The sequence below is a fragment of the Shewanella sp. KJ2020 genome, assembly GCF_024197625.1.
Lineage (GTDB): Bacteria > Pseudomonadota > Gammaproteobacteria > Enterobacterales > Shewanellaceae > Shewanella.
In genome coordinates this window covers 47981-67059 of record NZ_JAKUKD010000006.1, presented here as the reverse complement: position 1 = coordinate 67059, position 19079 = coordinate 47981, and the positions used below count along the sequence as shown (strand labels likewise).

16 protein-coding genes and 1 pseudogene are annotated in these 19079 nt (G+C 47.6%); 6 read left to right on the top strand and 11 right to left on the bottom strand.

Going from position 1 to position 19079, the window contains the following annotated elements; all coding sequences use genetic code 11:
• Positions 1-154 precede the first annotated feature (154 nt).
• The 3 genes from MJO46_RS03740 to pdsR form a co-directional block, all read right to left on the bottom strand.
• Positions 155-1354: a cystathionine beta-lyase gene (locus MJO46_RS03740; protein ID WP_253988173.1), complete on the bottom strand. Its 1200-nt coding sequence runs from the start codon at positions 1352-1354 to the stop codon at positions 155-157.
• A 234-nt stretch (positions 1355-1588) separates the two neighbouring features.
• Positions 1589-3748, bottom strand: a complete 2160-nt coding sequence (gene pdsS / locus MJO46_RS03735) for a proteobacterial dedicated sortase system histidine kinase (protein WP_253988172.1) — start codon at positions 3746-3748, stop codon at positions 1589-1591.
• 48 nt (positions 3749-3796) lie between these two features.
• Complete coding sequence (gene pdsR / locus MJO46_RS03730; RefSeq protein WP_007648493.1) at positions 3797-4489, bottom strand: proteobacterial dedicated sortase system response regulator; 693 nt, start codon at positions 4487-4489, stop codon at positions 3797-3799.
• 277 nt (positions 4490-4766) lie between these two features.
• On the opposite strand from pdsR, the gene MJO46_RS03725 reads away from it, so the two are divergent.
• Complete coding sequence (locus MJO46_RS03725; protein WP_253988171.1) at positions 4767-7019, top strand: marine proteobacterial sortase target protein; 2253 nt, start codon at positions 4767-4769, stop codon at positions 7017-7019.
• An 11-nt stretch (positions 7020-7030) separates the two neighbouring features.
• Complete coding sequence (locus MJO46_RS03720) at positions 7031-7672, top strand: class GN sortase (protein WP_253988203.1); 642 nt, start codon at positions 7031-7033, stop codon at positions 7670-7672.
• A gap of 105 nt (positions 7673-7777) precedes the next feature.
• Here MJO46_RS03720 and MJO46_RS03715 read toward each other — a convergent pair whose 3' ends face one another.
• Positions 7778-8803 (bottom strand): GGDEF domain-containing protein, encoded by a 1026-nt coding sequence (locus MJO46_RS03715; protein WP_253988170.1) that lies wholly within the window; start codon positions 8801-8803, stop codon positions 7778-7780.
• Positions 8804-8970: 167 nt separating this feature from the next.
• On the opposite strand from MJO46_RS03715, the gene MJO46_RS03710 reads away from it, so the two are divergent.
• Positions 8971-10593, top strand: coding sequence for a M28 family metallopeptidase (locus MJO46_RS03710; protein WP_253988169.1), 1623 nt, complete (start codon positions 8971-8973; stop codon positions 10591-10593).
• 70 nt (positions 10594-10663) lie between these two features.
• Here MJO46_RS03710 and MJO46_RS03705 read toward each other — a convergent pair whose 3' ends face one another.
• The 3 genes from MJO46_RS03705 to MJO46_RS03695 form a co-directional block, all read right to left on the bottom strand.
• Complete coding sequence (locus MJO46_RS03705; protein WP_253988168.1) at positions 10664-11545, bottom strand: DUF481 domain-containing protein; 882 nt, start codon at positions 11543-11545, stop codon at positions 10664-10666.
• A 274-nt stretch (positions 11546-11819) separates the two neighbouring features.
• On the bottom strand, positions 11820-12830 hold the full coding sequence (locus MJO46_RS03700; RefSeq protein WP_253988167.1) for a RimK family alpha-L-glutamate ligase: 1011 nt from the start codon (positions 12828-12830) through the stop codon (positions 11820-11822).
• 20 nt (positions 12831-12850) lie between these two features.
• Positions 12851-13297, bottom strand: a complete 447-nt coding sequence (locus tag MJO46_RS03695; RefSeq protein WP_253988166.1) for a DUF413 domain-containing protein — start codon at positions 13295-13297, stop codon at positions 12851-12853.
• 108 nt (positions 13298-13405) lie between these two features.
• Here MJO46_RS03695 and hdfR point away from each other — a divergent pair, with 108 nt between their 5' ends.
• Positions 13406-14254, top strand: coding sequence for an HTH-type transcriptional regulator HdfR (gene hdfR, locus MJO46_RS03690; protein WP_198783193.1), 849 nt, complete (start codon positions 13406-13408; stop codon positions 14252-14254).
• Between the two features lie 76 nt (positions 14255-14330).
• Here the strand turns inward: hdfR and MJO46_RS03685 are convergent, their stop codons facing one another.
• Positions 14331-14702 carry a diacylglycerol kinase gene (locus MJO46_RS03685; RefSeq protein WP_253988165.1) on the bottom strand — a complete coding sequence of 124 codons (372 nt, stop codon included), beginning with the start codon at positions 14700-14702 and terminating at the stop codon, positions 14331-14333.
• Between the two features lie 251 nt (positions 14703-14953).
• Here MJO46_RS03685 and MJO46_RS03680 point away from each other — a divergent pair, with 251 nt between their 5' ends.
• Positions 14954-15883 carry a DNA ligase gene (locus MJO46_RS03680; RefSeq protein ID WP_253988164.1) on the top strand — a complete coding sequence of 310 codons (930 nt, stop codon included), beginning with the start codon at positions 14954-14956 and terminating at the stop codon, positions 15881-15883.
• Between the two features lie 60 nt (positions 15884-15943).
• A complete protein-coding gene (locus MJO46_RS03675) occupies positions 15944-16270 on the top strand; it encodes a hypothetical protein (protein WP_253988202.1) in 327 nt (108 codons plus the stop codon).
• A 330-nt stretch (positions 16271-16600) separates the two neighbouring features.
• Here the strand turns inward: MJO46_RS03675 and MJO46_RS03670 are convergent.
• From MJO46_RS03670 to MJO46_RS03660, 3 genes and pseudogenes are all read right to left on the bottom strand, one after another.
• Positions 16601-17500, bottom strand: a pseudogene (locus MJO46_RS03670) (aldo/keto reductase); the annotation flags it as partial.
• 160 nt (positions 17501-17660) lie between these two features.
• Positions 17661-18668: an NADP-dependent oxidoreductase gene (locus tag MJO46_RS03665; RefSeq protein ID WP_253988163.1), complete on the bottom strand. Its 1008-nt coding sequence runs from the start codon at positions 18666-18668 to the stop codon at positions 17661-17663.
• Complete coding sequence (locus MJO46_RS03660) at positions 18665-19075, bottom strand: hypothetical protein (protein ID WP_253988162.1); 411 nt, start codon at positions 19073-19075, stop codon at positions 18665-18667. The genes MJO46_RS03665 and MJO46_RS03660 overlap by 4 nt, the downstream gene beginning before the upstream one ends.
• Positions 19076-19079 lie beyond the last annotated feature (4 nt).

Sequence of the window (19079 nt, the reverse complement as noted above, 5' to 3'; positions counted from 1 at the left end):
TTTAGAAAAATGTTTAGATAAATAATAGAAGGGGCGGAATACACATTCCGCCCCTTTTGGTTTTGATATTCTGCTAGCACCTAGCACCTAGCACCTAGCACCTAGCACCTAGCACCTAGCACCTAGCACCTAGCACCTAGCACCTAGCTGCATCTTAATTAGCTTTAGCCGCCAGCACCGCATTAAAGCGTTCAAACCCTGCCGTGAGATCCGCGATTAAATCCGCGGGATCTTCTAACCCAATATGCAAGCGAATTAACGGCTTACTCGCATCCCACTGTGTTGCAGAGCGGATTTTTTCAATACCGAAAATCCCTAAAATCAAGCTCTCGTAGCCGCCCCAGGAGAAGCCCATCTTAAAGTGACTCATATTTTCAACCAGTGCGGTGACCGCATCGACATCGCCTTGTTTCAACACAAAGGAGAACAAACCGTTGGAGGCGCTAAAGTCGCGTTTAAAGAACGCGTGGCCGGGGCAAGTCTCAAAGGCGGGGTGGCGTAGATGATCCACTTCTGGCCGGGTCTTTAACCAGTTGGCGACCTCGAGGGCATTTTTTTCATGCTGCGCCATACGCACGCCTAAGGTGCGCAGGCCGCGGGCGGCAAGGTAAACATCATCGGGGGAGGTGGTTTGCCCCATTAAATAGCTGCGTTCACGCAATTGTGGCCAGTATTTTTCATTGGCTGTGGCAGTGCCTATCATCACATCCGAGTGGCCGACGATATATTTGGTCGCCGCCTGAATAGAAATATCCACGCCCATCTCGAAGGGTTTGCTATTGATGGGCGAAGCCCAAGTGTTGTCGAGCATAGTTATCAGCCCATATTCGTGGGCGATACGGCATAAGGTTGGCACATCCTGTACTTCCATGGTGATGGAGCCGGGAGACTCTAAAAACAACACCTTAGTAGTGGGGCGAATCAGGTCGCGGATCCCTGCGCCAATCAGCGGATCGTAGTAAGTGGTTTCGATACCAAAACCGCCGAGAATATGGGTACAGAGATCCCGCGTTGGCTCATACACGCTATCGACCATTAACAGGTGATCGCCCGCCTTTAAAAATGACAGCAGTGCTGCGCTGATCGCCGCTGCGCCTGAAGGGAACAGTGCGGTGCCTACACCGCCTTCAAGCTCGGCAATGGCGGCTTGAAAGGCAAAATGGGTTGGGGTGCCGCGGCGGCCATAAAACATCTCGCCATTGGTCTTGTTTTTGGCGGCGTGGCGCATGTCTTCCATAGTGTCAAATACTATGGTCGATGCGCGAAATACCGGTGGATTGATCACGCCTTTAGTCCATTTTTTGTCTCGACCTAAGCTGACAATTTGGGTGGCGAGCTGGTGTTTATCTGTCATTGGATCATTACCTTGGCATATAGGTTGAACGAATAGGTTGAACAATGTTGGAGAAGAACCATTGGAGATATCTAATCTATTGTTATGACGGTCATCTTAGCATCTGCGCGCAGAAATGACAGGCGGCGCGATGATGAGTTTGACTCATGTTATTGGCTGTAGTCCGTTCGGTCTTTAGGTTATGACGCTGGGCTTAAAGGCAAAGTGACTCTTAATTTAAAGGCAGTGTGACTCTTAATTTAAGGGCAGCGTGACTAGGATATCTACCCCTTTATGATCGCTGCGGTTTCGGGCAAGGATTTGTCCTTGGTGGAACTCGGCGACCAATCGCGCGATATATAAGCCTAGTCCTAGATGGGGTTTATCTTGGGCTTGGTTTATCCGCACCGACACCATAGAGTCAAAAATCTGCTCCGACATATCACTTGGGAGTTCTGGTCCTAAGTTACTGATAAGTAAGGTTGCTTGCTTGCCCACTTGAGTAAGCGTGACTTCGATGGCGCTGCCCGTATCACAGAACTCAAGCGCATTGGCGATAAGTTTGTCCATCAACTGGGCAATGTATTCGGGCACGCCTTGCATCATCAGTGGTTGCTCGGGCACTTTGACATTAAAGTGTTGTTCTGGATAGGTCATTTGATAGCCTTGCATACAACCGCTGACTACTTGGGAGAGTGGAAACTTAGTGATATCGGCCTGGGTTAAACTCTGTTCTAGGCGAGTCGCTTCGCTCATATTATTTAAGATCATGCTTAGGCGACTGACACCTTCCTGGGCGCGATCGACATATTTCTGGGTATCTTTATCTAAGGTTTGCAGATTTAAATGCTCAAGGGATGAACGTACAACCGCAACGGGCGTGCGTAGCTCATGGGACAGGCGTGACGACATGTTCTCAAGGTAATGGGTGTACTGACCTAGGCGCCCCACAATACTGGAGAAACTGCGGGAGAGATCGCCAATTTCATCCCGTGCCTTAGAGGGCTTAAGGTGATTACGGACTCGACCTTGGCTGTCGATGGCATTTTCTGCCTCATCCCGCAGTTTGCGGATGCGGTTAGAGATACTCGAGGCGAAGAAAAACAGCGCCAGCGTGCCCATGCTCATAATGGTCAAAATCACGTTAAACAACTTTTCCAGGGCTCGGTTGCGTAGGGTGCGAATGCCGTGGGTGGTTTCTTCGGCAACGACGGCACCCAATACATTGTTATCAATCCAAATAGGGCTGGCGGCTGCAAGCACCACAGCCTTGTTATCTGGGGTCAAGCGCCACGTCGAACTTTGCTGCCCCGCGAGAGCCTTGCGAATATGGCTGCCGTCCAGTTCGGTGGAATCCTGCAGTGAGTCGATAAAATCCTGCGGTGGCTTAGTAAGAATTTTATAGTAAAGCGGATGCAGGTAGTTGCGCTTGAAACTCTCCCACAGGGAGTTTGATGCCTCATCTTCTAAGGTACGGGTCCAGACGCTGCTATTGGCACGAATATCGCCGGATTTTGCCAGTACGCGGCCGTGCTTATCTACCACCCAAACCCGCGAGCTGTAATGGCTCATCCCTTTGATAATACTTTCAATTTCAGGTGAGGGCACTAGGACAGTCCCCAGTTTATCGACCGTGTCTAGGGCGGAGGTGCCCACAATGGCGCTGACATCGCGGTATTTACTGTCATTCACATCATTGATGGCAAAGCCGAGTTTGCTCCCCACCATATCGAGGGGGATCCGCAGTTCAATGTTATAGCCCACATCCGTCGCCGCCCATTGCCCTTGAATGCGCACCTCTGGAGTGACGGGCACTGTCTGCTTAGGATTGGCGGGCAGTTCGAAGGCGCTGATCCAGCCGGGTTGAGTTGTAGCGACAATATAACGCTTGAATTGATTGTCGGGGGCGAGGGTGGCGATGGAAAGATGATCGTTTCTATCGACGCTCAGGGCATTCTTGCCGCGATAAACTAAAGTGGGATCAACCACTTGAAAGAAGGCATACAGATAACCTTCATACTGGCCAACCATATGGGTGAAACTTAAGGTTAGCGGTATGTTGGGATCGGCACGCATAATTTGGTGCGCCTCACCGTATTGGATAAACCTATGTTGGTATTCCTGCCATTCATTGAGTTTTCCATCGAGTAAAATCGCCCCCGCCAGCGGATAGGCATAGAGATCGCGGCTTTTTTCCACCTGTTTTAAGAAGCTCGCTTGGCCATCGAACAGTTTTGGGCGTTCGTGCAGGGCGGTGGCCAATGCCTGGGTAGTGCCTTCTAGGGTGCGCTCCTGACCGTGGCGTAGGTATTTTTCCATCTCCCACACATATTGATATCCCAGCCAAGGTAGGCAGAGTAAAAACAGGCTGAGGCCAATGACTTTGGTACGAAGACCGAAGGGAAAACGTGTCATAAATTAGAGGTTAACATCCCATAGCGGCTTGATTTAGCAAGGCTCATGTTAAGCAAGGCTATCCCAGCGATAACCCATGCCGTAGACGGTATCGATACAGTCAAACTCTGGTGCAGCTGCCATAAATTTTTTACGAATGCGTTTTACATGGGAGGTTATGGTGCTGTCATCGACGAAAATTTTTGCCTCCTGCATCAGTTCGTGGCGACTGCGCACATGGCCAGGGTGTTTGGCGAGGGCATGCACCATCCAAAATTCGGTGACAGTCAGTTCGATGGGATGTTGATCCCAATATACCTGCATCCGGTTAGCATCGATGGTCAGTGGGCCGCGTTCGAGCAGGTTTTCCTTTGGTGTTTGGCTGGCAGCCAATTCCGAGCGGCGAAACAGCGCGGCTAAGCGGGCGGTCAAATGGGGAAAGCTGACTTCTTTGCTTAAGTAATCATCGGCGCCTAAGCGCAGGCCACACACAGTATCAAAATCACTGTCGCGGGCGGTCAAAAAGATGATGGGCAAGGTATTGGACATGGCCCGCAGGGATTGGCACAGCATAAAACCCCCGTCGATCTCGTTGCCTAAGCCTATGTCGATAATCGCCAAATCCGGTAAACGCGTGTTAAACGCCAGCATGGCCGAGGGTCTGTCGGCATAGGTTTGTACGCTGTAGCCGTGCTGTTGCAGCACATCCTTATAGTTTTCGCGAATGGCGGCCTCATCTTCCACTATGGCGATACGTTTCATAGAACCCGATTCCTATTGACTGCTGGGATTAAGTTTTCGTGACTATACAGGATTTTATCCGAGAAAAAAGGCCTCGAATGCCATTGCCATTTTGTTGCCACAATTGATATTCGCATTGCCATTTTCCATCCCCTGCTATGCCATTTCACTTGTGTTTAATAGCCTCATTCAATGTTTTCCTAATGAAATCATGCCGCCAAATAGCCGTTAGCGCCTTTTTCATTGGGGGAAAAACTGTATTCAATATCAGCATATTTAAGATCAGGGAGTCTTTGTGATGACCACAGGGAAAAGAGTTAAAGAAGTCAGTGAAGCCGTTGCAACACTCATGATAGCCGTCGCGATTTGTTGGTGTTTACCCTTTGTAGTGCTGGCTTCACCCAATAGCCCCGGGACGCGACTTGAGTCCGGTAATGTGCCGTCAATGCAGAATGGAGGGGCACTGCAGCAGCCATCGCTATTCGATTATCAAGATGTGACTCAAGGCACCTTGGTATACCAAAATCCCAATGGTGCCTTAGTGCCTTCCTTACCTTTAGACACACAGGTGTCGATGCGTGTATCAGGACTCAGTAATAGGGTGAGCGTTAAGCAAATTTTTCACAACAACAGCGAATTTGTGCTCAATGGCCAATATCTGTTCCCTTTACCGAATGAGGCTGCGGTGGATTCACTCCGGTTGCATATAGGTCAGCGCATTATCGAAGGCCAAATTCATCCAAGGGCCGAGGCAAAACAACGCTTTGAGCAAGCCAAAGCCGAGGGGAAGCGAGCGAGCTTAGTGAGTCAGGAGCGGCCCAATATGTTCACGACCGAAGTGGCTAATCTGGCGCCTGACGAGCAATTAGTGGTCGAAATTAGCTATCAAGAAGCCATTAAATATGAAGATGGTTTGTTTAGTCTACGGTTTCCCTTGGTCGTGGCGCCGCGTTATATCCCTGGAAATACAGCCGATAATGGCGGTGATAATGACCGAGTGACCAGTGTGCAAGTGTTTGATGCCGAGAGAATTATTGCCCCTATTCGCGGGGCTGATGGGGATAATTCCCCTGAGCTTAAGGCCGATATTTGGGTGGATCTGGGGGAGGGCGTCGAGACCCGTGCGGTTGAAAGTCCATATTATCAAATCAAACTCAATGAAGAGCATGGTTCAACCACTGTGTCGCTCGTTAATTCTGTGCCTGCAAACCGTGATTTTGTGCTGCAGTGGCGCCTAAAACAGGGCAATAGTCCCCTCGCTTGGGTGTTTAACCAAAGGGGGAAAACCCACCAGAATGAAAGTGATGTTTTGTCCCAAGGGGCTGGGAATGCTATCGAAGACAGTTACAGCTTAGTCATGGTATTACCGCCTAAGGCGGATAATCATTCCCAGATGCGTCTGCCCCGTGAATTAATTTTAGTGATAGATACCTCTGGCTCTATGGCGGGGGATCCCATAGTACAGGCGAAAAATGCACTCTTGTATGCCCTAAATGGGTTAACAGTCCAGGACAGTTTTAACATCATCGAATTTAACTCCCAGATGTCACAGTTATCACCGGCATCACTTCCGGCTACATCGTCGAACTTAGCCCGTGCCCGTCAATTTGTTAATCGCCTACAGGCCGATGGTGGCACCGAAATGGCATTGGCGCTCAATGCGGCATTGGCGACAAATCATCAAGATGTTACTCAAGAAACGCAGTCCCTACGGCAAGTGATCTTTATGACAGATGGCTCTGTGGGCAATGAACAAGCCCTATTTGATTTAATCCGTTATCAAATCGGCGATAGCCGCTTGTTTACTGTGGGCATTGGCTCTGCGCCTAATTCACATTTTATGCAAAGGGCGGCGGAACTGGGTCGCGGTACTTTTACCTATATTGGCAAGGTAGAGGAGGTAGACCAAAAGATCAGTGCACTACTGAATAAAATCCAGTACCCAGTATTAACCGATATTCAAGTGCATTTTGACGATGGCAATATCCCCGATTACTGGCCATCGCCGATTCCCGATCTTTACCAAGGTGAGCCTGTGCTCGTCAGCCTTAAGCGTGGTCAACGTGAACCCAAGGCGTTAGTGATCACGGGCCGTCAGGGGCATAAAAACTGGCAACAATCCCTGTCATTAATGGATAACTTGGCGGCAATCCCCAATCAAAATGCCGGCTTAGATTTACTCTGGGCCAGAAAGCAGATCGCGGCGTTGGAGCTAAGTAAGAACGGTGCCAATGATGATAGGGTCAAGCAGCAGATCACCGCCTTATCCCTCAATTATCATTTAGTCAGTGCCTATACCAGTTTAGTGGCCGTGGATTTGACGCCAATTGAGTCCAACGCCATGGGCCGTGATGCGGTTGTACGCCAGCATTTGCCCTTAGGTTGGCAGCCATTAGGCATACTGCCACAGACGGCGACGGCAAGCCGTCTCGATATATTACTCGGTGCGATAAGCTTATTTATCGCCCTGTTGCTCGCTGCATCCATGTTGAAGCAACGTCGGGTAGAGAGGGCAAGCATGCTCGCGCTCAAGACTAAGCCACAGGTGTGAGTATTCAAACTATGCGTTGGCAGCGAGCACAGTTGTGGTGGTTAGTCGGATGGTTATTACTCGGTGGCACTTTGTTAGGAAAAGGATTCTATATGCAAGCTAAAGCACACTTTGCCCAGTATTTGATTGAACAGGCCTGGACTAAGACCTTAGCGGATGGTCAATCCCATAAGCCTTGGTCATGGGCAGATACGTATCCGGTGGCGAAATTATCGTTCCAGCAAAATAGCCAAGTGAGCCATTTTGATCGAATGGCCTCAAACGATAGCCTCTATGTACTTGCTGGCGCATCGGGGCGAAACTTAGCCTTTGGCCCGGGCTTAGTGTTATCGAGCGCGAGGGCGGGGGACTCGGGTAATACTGTGATTGCCGGACACAGGGACACACATTTCTCTATTTTAAAGGGGATGACAGTCGGTAGGCGATTATCGCTGCAGACCGCATCGGGGAAGGACATTCTTTATCAAGTGGTGGCAACGGAGGTGGTACACGAATCCCAGACCGAATTTATGGCCCCCAGTCACGACGACCGATTAACCCTCATTACGTGTTATCCCTTCGATGCCCTTCAAGGCGGGGCTGAACTGAGATTTGTGGTGCAGGCTGTCCCTGTAACGCAGGCACGATACGCTGAATTAACTTCAATAATTTAAATGGTTCCAATATTGATAATGCCGCCCTTAAGGTCCGATGGGCGGCATTATCTATTGCACTATTCTACTACACTATGCTACTGCACTATGGGAGTGGAGACGATATCAGTTACTGATCGGCATAACACGATTACGGCCGAGACGTTTGGCTTCGTAAAGTAACTTGTCAGCTTTTTCAATGAGTTGAATACCAGTTTGCTTATCTTGCCACTGGGCAACACCAAAGGATGCGGTGATATTATCGATACGCTCGTCTTTTCTTCTATCCTTAAGGCTGAGTTTTTCGAGCCCACGGCGCATGGCCTCGGCGAGTTGTCTGGCGATCCGTAATTGGCTCTTCGGTACTAAAATCGCAAACTCTTCTCCGCCAAATCGGTATAACTTAATCCCATCTCGACAGGACTCCTGCAGTCGTTTAGCAACGGCCCGTAGGACTTGATCCCCCAGCTGGTGGCCATAGTTATCATTGAAGGTCTTAAAGTGGTCAATATCGGCCAAAATAACACAAGTGCCTTCGGGCGCTTGGGCTAGCATACCGCTAAAATCGGTATCGAAGGCGCGCCGATTCAAACAGCCAGTTAAGGCATCATAAAGCACATCTTTCTCGGTTTGTTCGAGTTTCAGCTTTAGTGCATCGATTTCGGTTTGCGCCTTTTGCAGTTGCCCGGTAAAAAATGCCGTACTTGAGCGGATATTGTCGGATTCTTTGACTAAATTGCGGACGAGTTCCAACACTTGCTCGACGCTGAAGGACTCTTCTTCGATACGATTGAGTTTGGCGAAGTTGCTGTCTATGCGGGATTGAAACTCGTTGGCATCCAGATTGGTGTCTTTGAGGGATTGGGAAAGCTCTGTCACCATGGCCTCTATGCTTTGACGCATTTCACGCACATCTAACTCAAGGGGATCGGCAACATATTGGCGATAGAGCAGTTCGCTGCTCACCGGTGGACAAGTGTTGTAATAGGCAATCACAGTATCTAATTGCTGATTCAATGCGGGATTTTGCTCGCCTACATAGGTATACCAGAGTGCATAATTGATAGGCGTGGTGGGGATTTTATGTTTGAGCATTAACGGAACCGCTTTTTTAAGATTCAGCGCCGCGGTTTGCAATAATTCTCGTGACATGTAGTGACCCTAATGAATAAAAATAAGACTAACAAAATGGATGAAATGCGACTTGCGCTCTGCTCGGGTGCTTTTGTGAGAAATGCTCCAAGCTTTGCCTAACATATCCCGATCATCCAGTCACAAGCTGTGAAGTATATGATAAAGTTTATCCTCAAAATCAAAGAATGATAATAACTTGGGAGAAAGTCGTGAAAAATTTCATCCTAGCAGGTGCCTTTGGTGCTTTGTTGTCCCTGCCTGCCATTGCTGCACAATCCTTTGTGGAGACTCTTGATCTGACGCAGTATCGCACCGATGTGAAAACCTTAGCCAGTGATGCCTATGGTGGTCGAGCGCCGCTTTCTGAAGGCGAGCAACTGACGATAGCCTACCTTGAAAAAGCCTTTAAAGAGATGGGGCTTAAGCCGGGTTTTGGCGACAGCTACTTACAGCCTGTGCCACTGGCCAAGATAAGTGCCGATCAACAAATGCAGCTCGATATCGGGGGGCTCAAGTTTGCTAACGGCAGTGAGTTTACCGCCAGAACCCAACGGGTTGTCGATAAGGTCTCCCTGAATAATAGTGAGGTCGTGTTTGTCGGATATGGTATTAATGCCCCCGAATACCATTGGAACGATTACCAAGGCATAGATGTAAAAGGTAAAACCGTCATAGTGTTAGTGAATGATCCTGGGTTTGCGACTCAAGATCCCCTGGTTTTCAAAGGCAATGCCATGACCTACTACGGCCGTTGGACCTACAAGTATGAAGAGGCGGCTCGTCAGGGAGCCGAAGCGGTATTTATCGTGCATGAAACGGCTCCAGCCGCCTATGGTTGGGGCGTGGTGCAAAATTCAAATACGGGCACTAAGTTCACGTTGGTCGATGGTAATAATAACCTAGGGCAAGTGGGAGTCATGGGCTGGGTGCAACATGATGTCGCGCAAAAGATCTTCGCCAAGGCGGGGATGGATTTCGACACGTTAAAGCAACAGGCCGCTAAACCAAACTTTAAAGCACAACCTTTAAAATTACAGGCACAGCTGACCTTAAAAAACAGTATTGAACGTGCAGAATCCCATAACGTTGCCGCTATTTTACCTGGTGAGACGCGCGCCGATGAAGTGGTTATGATGCATGCCCACTGGGATCATTTAGGTACAGTGATAGAAGATGGCAAACCGGAAATCATCAATGGTGCCGTGGATAACGCCAGTGGTGTGGCGGGAGTCTTAGCCTTGGCGCGCTATTTTAAGCAACAAGCACTGACAGCACCATTAGCGCGGTCGATACTGTTTAGTGCCTTTACCGCCGAAGAAACGGGCCTGATTGGTGCCCAGCATTTTGCACAACATCCCAGTGTGCCCAACAAAAATATAGTCGCCTTTTTAAATATTGATGGCATGAATATGAATCAAGGTGTTGATTATATTCTACGTTATGGTGAGGGGGTTTCTGAGTTAGAGCATTATTTAGACACTGCGGCGAAGGCGCAGGGACGAGTTGTCAAAGCGGATCCGCGGCCACAAAATGGTTTGATGTTTAGATCAGATCATTTTGCCTTGGCCCAGCAAGGCGTACCCGGCCTGTTGTTTATGAGTCTTGGGGATACCGATCCCGATTATATTGCCCATAAATATCACCAAGGTGCGGACGATTATGATCCCAATTGGTCATTGGCGGGAGTCAGTCAAGATCTTGATTTGATAGCCAGTATATTAACAGCACTCGCCAATAGTACAGATTGGCCTCGTTGGTTAGAGTCGTCTGATTTTAAGGCCAAACGTGAACAAGATGGTCGCAACTAGTTGTGAATGATACTCGTGGGAAATGTAGAAAGGGCGCCAAACGGCGCCCTTTTTATCAGTGAATTGAAGCTTAGAAGGTGTAACTTACAGAAAGCATAGGTCCAATAAAGCTGTAATAAATGTTGTAATTGGCGACCTGGGTTTGTTTCTCTGCGGATGTTTGGGCAATATCCACATCCACTTTGTAATAGTTATAGGCTACGCTCATACGCCAACTAGAGGTGATTTGCGCATCAATCCCTAACTTCACATCGACGAGTTCACCTTCAACATCATCGAGTTTGACAGAAAAATACTGGGCGTGAGTCACTAGCTCCCAACCGGGGGTAAACTCATAATCAGCATACAGACCAATATCAGGTAGTGGGGCGGTAACGTTTTCATCTACCATACGGGGGATCGGTTGGCTGCCACAGACATTATTTAACAATTCAGACGCCGCACAAGCGCCGATCACACCTTCGAATCCCATTTTGATTAACATGGTGTGCAAACCAATCGACACACCAACGTTGTAGTTACTGCCCTGAAATACGTCATAGCCATAGCCCAAACGCAGTATGTCGATATTCAGGGTAGAGTTAAGCTTACCACCCGCTTGGATATCGTAAATAGTGTCGTTGATTTCAATCTGAAAGGGCTTACTTAAGGCGAGTGTTTCGGCGCTACGGTGGAGTTGTTTCCAATCAAAATAGATGTTGTGACGTTCATTAAAGTGATAATTTAATTCAACAAATGGGAGAAATTCGTTCTCAGCTAATTGCAAATCAGATTCATAATCTAAGGTGAAGTTATTACCCGTAGAAGGGTTAGTCACTTGCATATTAGAGTCTGATTGTGAATAGAAACCACCTAGTTCGATAGTAAAATCGCCTGCTTGCACTTGAGTACTTGTCAATGCGGCTACCAGTAGTGGTAATAAGCGGTTCGGTTTCAAACGTGACTCCAGCATTCTTCTTATTATATTTAACGATACCATCAGACTTTAGTGGCATAAAAAGCACTTTTGGAGTGTAACAGCAAATTTCAAAATGTGAATAAAATGTTTTAAAAAAGTATGATTTTTTTGATGTAAAACAAAAGCAGCATGAATACACAAATACCATAGGAAAAGTGCGCATGAGTTCACAGTAATGTTTGCGCGAAATGGGGAGGAAAGAGAGGTCTAAATATTGCGATTGCGGCGATAACAGGCGTTAGCGCCGCAATGTGAGTCACATTAAGCCTTAGCTTTTAATGGAGGGGTTAACCTTATCACGGGTAGCTTGATCGCCGAGCTCCGAAGAGCTCAGCGTATCCGTCATCACTTTGGGACTGCTTGGCTCATCCTTATTGAACATCCCAAGGCGAATACGAATAAAGTGCAAAATTTGGGCGGCGATATCGACATTTAAACAGGACTCTAATCCTTCGAATCCAGGGGATGAGTTGGCCTCACAAATTTTATAGTGGCCGTTATCGAACAGAAGATCGATACCTGCAACGTCGAGATCGAGAATATTTGCCGTTTGTGTGGCGAGCCATTCAATTTCAGGGGTGATCTCAAAGGGATGCGCCGAACCACCTGCGCTCACATTGGCCTTAAAACTGTCTTCCTGGCCCCGTCTTTCATAACAACCGGCTACCCGACCACCAATGGTAAAGACCCGCAAATCGCGGCCATGGCTGTTGGCGATAAATTCCTGCAAGATTATATTGGCATTTTTATTGGTTGCTTCAATTAACTGCATTAAATCATCAAATTCACGGGCTTTATGGGATAAAAACACGCCGCTGCCCTGTGAGCCCGACAGGGTTTTGATCACCACGGGGAATCCCAAATGGCGTTCAACCAGTTCGATATCGACCGGGAATTTAACCAGCATAGTCTTAGGGGTTGGCAAATTTTTCTCGGCCAACAGTTGTTGGGAGAATAGTTTGTCTTTGACTATCTCAATGGCCTTAGACGGATTGAGGCAATACACCCCTAAACGTTCTAAATGACGAATGATCGCCAATGCAAAATAGGTGGTGCCAGAACCCATGCGTGGAATGATAAAGTCTGGTAATTCAACGGGTTGTCCGTTTAACAAAATACTCTTATTGTCTTCTCTCGTCACGGTGAGATCAAACTCATCCGGAGCATAAACTTCTAATTCAATATTGTCGGCTTTGGCGGCAGCCAATAGGCGTTCAATTTCATACCATTCAGGTTTTAGCTGAGTCGCGGTTTCTTTATATAAAATCCACCCACGCATTTAATCGCAAACCTTAATTTTCATTCTTTATCCTCGGGTTCAGGTTCATCCTGAACATCATCTTCAATATCGACATCAAATACTGCTTCGGGCTCGACCTCGGGTTTAGTCGCAGGCAAATGTACTGTGCCAACGACCGCATAAAAGGGTTTGCCTAGTGCGAGTTTGCGGTACTTTAACCAGATCTGCTCTAACAAGCTACTGGGAGCGATATTTCCTTTGATGACTTCGACAAATTGCGCTTCATCAGCGGTCACCGGAAGCGTCTTACCTTCGGCAAGATTTTTCATGGCATAGCCATGTAATTCAAGGAGTTCGGCTTCTTTACTGGTAAAGTCACCACTGCGTTTAAAGCCTTTAGGGAAGTTTGCATCATCATAAAAACGTTTGTGAGATACAAAGCTGGCAGCTGAGCCGTTAACCGTCTCAGAACCCTTGTTAGCGTTTGAAAAAGACTGTTCAGACATGGCAGTTACCTTCTAGTTTTTGATATACAAAGATTTGCAACTGGAGTATTGGCTAGTATTATTGATTTATAAATCAAAAAAATTTGCCAATGTTGGTCAAGAATTTTTATGGATACCGATTTACTTAAGACCTTTCTCGAAGTCTCCCGTACCCGCCATTTTGGTAAGGCGGCGGAAAATCTTTATCTCACCCGCAGTGCTGTGAGTTTTAGGGTTAAACAGCTTGAGAGCATTCTCGGCGTCGCGCTGTTTGAGCGGCAGCGCAATAATATTCAGCCCACTCCCGCAGGTGAGCGAATGCTTGGCCATGCCGAAGCGGTATTAACCGCCTGGGAGCGCGCTAAACAAGATGTCTCCCTAAGCCAGTTGCAGTCGACCCAATTGGCTATCGGTGCTGGCCCTAATATCTGGGATGCGTATCTCCAAGGGCACTTGCAGCATTTACATGTTGGTTTACCCGGGGTTGCATTGCGAACCGAAGTGTTACCCTCGACTGTGATGACACGCCAATTGATGGATAGAACGCTGGATATTGCGATTTCCTTCGACCCTCCTAAATTGGACCAATTTGAATTAGTGCAATTAGGCCAAATCAATTTACTGCTTGTGTCGAGTGTGGCAGATATTGTGGTTGATGGGGTGGCGCCGGGACAATATGTGAAGGTGGACTGGGGGACGGCGTTTAATATCATTCATGCACAGGAATATGCCACGCTTCCGGTGCCGACACTGCACACCAGCTCGGCTCGTATTGCCTTAGACTTTATTTTAAATAATGGCGGCTGTGCGTTTTTGCCTGAGCATTTAGTGCAGCCGTTGCTGCGTAAAGGCGAATTGCACCTTGTGCGCGGCGCAAATGCCATTTCTCGCAGTGTGTATGTGGCCTATTGGGCCGAAAATGATCGGTTGGAGCAGATTAAGCAGGCGATCGACTTTTTGATCGATGATGGTATTTAAGCGAGCAATATCCCTAAACCTTAATGTTTAAAATCGCCTTTAATACTCATATTAAAGGCGATTTTGCTGTTGCGGATTACATAAACTGCGGCACTAAAATGGCGAACCAAGTGATACCGCATAACGCCAGAGCTAAAAATACTGCCGCAGAGGCGATATCCTTTGCTTGGCCGCTAAGGGGGTGGATTTCACTGCCCACACGGTCAACTACGGCTTCAACTGCCGAGTTCAGTAACTCAACAATCAACACGATAAACAGGGTTAAGATCAGCAATAATCGTTCGACAGTGCTCACATCGACCCAGAGTGCGATAGGAAGCATCACAATTGCCAGCATTAATTCTTGTCTGAAGGCGGCTTCGTGAACCCAGGCGGCTTTTAAGCCTTTCATCGAAAATCCTGTGGCTCTAACGATGCGCTTAATACCGTGGTTGTTTGCTGGTTTCATAGTATTTCCATTGACTTGAGCGATAGACTGCTAAGGTTTATCCCGTTCAAATTCGGCTATAAACATGATTGTGTTATGTCAGATTTGCGCGGGCAGATAAAATTGGCCGCAGTATAGCCCGAGATCACCAGTGCATAAATAGTTAACGCGGTTAATTCACAGGGGATCTCGACCTATTAAGCGGTAATTCGCCATCCTTTAATCTTCAATCTAAGCTTGGTGCTTGGCAGGTTTGACTAAGAGGCAAGGGAATGGCTCATACAAACAAAGCGCTTTTTTTAACATTTAACCCCAATCTGTTATTGCAATGGTGCTGTGGCATCTTATTGCTGATCTCTTGCGTGCTGCACGCCAACCCCCTTGCACCCAATATTCAACTCGCCACTGAATTTACGGCGGATGAGCCCGCATTAGATATCAATGAGTTTTTGATCAGTGAGAAGCTCGATGGCGTTCGCGGTTATTGGGATGGTCGTCGTTTGATGACTCGCCAGGGGAATCCGATTGCAGCACCGACATGGTTTACGGCGGGTTTTCCTCCCATCCCTATTGATGGAGAATTATGGCTTGGGCGAGGGCAGTTTGAGGCGATATCGAGCTTAATCCGTCAATCGGCACCGAAGGAGGACGACTGGCGTTCGGTACGTTTTATGGTGTTTGATTTGCCGGAGGCGGCGGGCAACTTTGAACAGCGTTATCAACTCGCACTCAGTCTTCTCTCGGGGAAATCGCCCTATATACAGGTTATTGAGCAGGTTAGATTGGACAGTATTGAGGCGCTATACCAAAAACTCGATACCTTAGTGTCTCAAGGCGCAGAAGGCTTAATGTTGCATAGGCGCAGTGCCCAATATAGAGTAGGGCGCAATCCTAACTTAATGAAATTAAAACCGTATTTTGATGCTGAAGCAAAAGTCATTGGTCATATTGGTGGTAAAGGCCAATTTGCTGGTCAAATGGGAGCCCTAAGGGTGCAAACTGAAGATGGGCGTATTTTTAGCATAGGCACAGGGTTTACCTTGGCGGAGCGTCAGCATCCACCCGCTGTGGGCACGATTATTACCTATAAATACTTAGGCTTAACCGTTAATGGTTTACCTCGATTTGCTAGTTTTTTGCGGGTAAGAACCGATATTGTCGAGCCCCCATTAGACGGCAGTGTTGACCGTTCTGGGCAATAAGCCGATACCCTTGCCCATACGACCTCGGTTGCGAATCTTAAAGGAAAACGAGTGTTAACAATGCAACATAATCCCGAATGTGAGACGACTATGAAAGTAATGGATTCTGAAGACCGAGCATGTTTTTTTTTGGAGCATGGAAGTCATTTGTACTTGAATGCAAATTGCAACATGAGTGCATTTGGCTATAGCTATATGATCCAGCTAAATGATCAGGAGCTGCAAAACTATAAAAGTGGTGGCCGCGAGTATCTTAATCATCTGGCTCACGATATCCACTATTCTGTGCCAATCGCCAAAGATACATCGTCAATTTATAAAGGCCGTGAAGTCTCAAAACCGCTAGCGGGTTTAGCAACAGAGGCGATTAGAGCGTGGCGAGCTTAAAATCGGTTAACTTGAACATGTCAAAAAGCCTACTGGGTATCTCCTTCAAACCTACAGGTGACACTAATGCTAAAAAGGTGAGCCATGGGGATTTGCGAGACGACCCGTCCGCCCCATTGTCGCTTTTTGGCATCCATGCCATGGCTCACCAGTAGGAAGCCGGATTTAAGTTACCAAGCAATAAGTGACGCAATAAGTGACTTAGTTTCGATAACAGAATGATGTTAAATCATTTTTGTCTTTAACTATGCCCACGTTGAGTCACGTAGTCATTATCGGTGTAGTTTCAGGCGAATGTAGGAAGCTTAAGTTCGCTTTATCGCACTATCTTCAGGCAACCGTATGAGTTAAATCCTCTTCCCAAGGAGTTGGTGACCTAACCGATGGCAATGAAGCTATGTTGCTCACCTTATTGAGATGAGCGAGTTGTTCGCTCGATAAATTTACCGACAGAGCGCTTAAGTTATCATTCAGTTGGGCTAGCGAGCGAGGGCCGATAATCGGCGTTGTGCCATGCGAACCTGCCCAAGCTATTGCGACTTGGCTCGGGCTTATATTGAGTTCATCAGCAATCGCTATAACAGTGTCCAGGATGTCTGAGCGCTGCTGGGAATTCTCAGCTTGGAAAACTCGTCCTCCAAACCCTTCTGCACGACCTTTGGCTCCTTGTCGGTACTTACCAGTGAGCATGCCGCCGCCAAGAGGTGACCAGGTTGTTACCCCAAGGCCTAATGCCAATGAGGCCGGTAGTAGATCGGTTTCGGGTTCGCGTCTAACTAGGCTGTGTTCGAATTGGGCCGCCGCGATAGGGACTGTATGGAGCAGCTCGGCCATAGTCACGGCGCGAGACAAACGCCAAGCGGAAAAATTTGATAGACCAGCATAAAGAATTTTGCCTGCGCGTACTAAGTCTTCAAATCCACGGATAATCTCTTCAGTCGGAGTGATTTCATCGGGGTGATGTGCCCAGTAAATATCAATCCTGTCAGTTTTTAGGCGTTTAAGACTCGCTTCTACGGAGGCTATCATGGCTTTGCGGCTATTACCTGTGACCAGCCGATTAGCATTAGGGACTGAGCCGCTAGTGAACTTAGTTGCGAGTACGAAGTTTTCACGTCGTCCTTGCAGAAGTTTACCGAGTAACTCCTCGGATTGGCCAAATTGATACACATCTGCGGTATCAATGAAGTTTCCACCGGCTTCATCGTAGGCGTTAAAGATTGATTCTGCTGTATCTGGATCGGCCCCATAGCCTCAACCAGTGCCAAAATTTCCTGTGCCCAGCGCGACCTGAGAAACACGCAGGCCCGTTTTTCCAAAAGGGATATATTTCATATTGCTCTCCGTAAATGCAGCTTATGCGATGCTTATAAAAGAATACTGCTGTGTGTTAATCATGTATTTTGACAACGACTTTTCCTTTGGCATGTCCTTCGGCGAGGTAAGCCAGCGCTTGTTTTGCGTGTTCGAATGGAAAGACTTTGTCGATAACGGGTTTAATAGTTTCTGCTTCAAGGAGTTTGCTGATTTCGCTCAGTTGGCTGCCATCGGGGCGAACAAAGAGAAAAGAGTAGCCAACACCTTTCTTGTTCGAGAGGCGGTTGATTTTCAGGCTCATCAAACCAAATACAAAGGCTAATATCCCATTCAGTTTGCGTGCCCGCGCAAAAGCCGCGTCTAGAGGGCCAACAAGAGAGATGATCTTGCTTCCTGGTTTAAGGATGTTGATGGATTTCTCTATGGTATCGCCTCTTGTGGTGCCTAACACGACATCATAGTTGTGTAACACTGCTTCAAACGCTTGTTTTTTATAGTCCACTATCGTATCTGCGCCAAGACTTCGAACTAACTCAACATTATGGGTACTTGTGGTAGTTGCCACCGTTGCGCCAAGGTGTTTTGCTAGCTGAATCGCAAACGTCCCTATGCCACCTGAGCCCGCGGGGATAAATACTTTCTGACCCGCTTTGAGGTTGGCGCGTTCTTTTAGTGCTTGCCAAGCGGTTAGGCCGACCATTGGGATTGAGGCGGCTTGCACGAAATCAAGATTAGCGGGTTTCAGCGCAGCCGCACTTTCTGGCACCACAGCAAATTCAGCAAGCGAGCCAATGCCTAGATCAAAAATACTGGCAAAAATAGCATCGCCAGGCTTGAATCGGGTGACTTGGCTACCAACTTGAGTGACAACACCCGCTAAGTCGCTACCGAGCGTTGCTGGCAACTTAAAATGCAGAATAGGTTTAAAGGTCCCCGTTGGGATCATATTGTCGATAGGGTTTAAACCAACAGCATGGACCTTTACGAGCATCTCATTGGGTTTGATTGTCGGTTTAGGGACATCACTAAACTCAATAACGGGTGATGATTTATGGTATTTCTTGAGGGTAAGCGCTTTCATTGGTGTGTTCTCAACTTATTGCTAACGTGATGTTTTTTAATCGATGTTCGCCAAACATACAAAAAAGCCAATCCTAAAATCGCTTCTATCAACGCCGCTATCAGGATTTTGTTATTAGCATGACCGACGGAAAACTCATAAACACCGAGTAATATCAGTATGGTACAAGTTGTTATTATTCCTTTGATGAGTGCCATTCGCGTTGCTGAATGCTCAGCATTTCTAGCCACGAAAAACATGATGGCGAACCCTAGATAAAATGCCGCACCACGGCGACTAACAACGCCAGTGCTATCGTTATACTGCACTCCCCATTGCGTTAGCATTTGCTCAGGACATAACATCCAGCCTAGGGCTAAAACGAGAAACAACAAGGAAGTGAGTATTGCCACATGTCGAAAGCTCACAGGT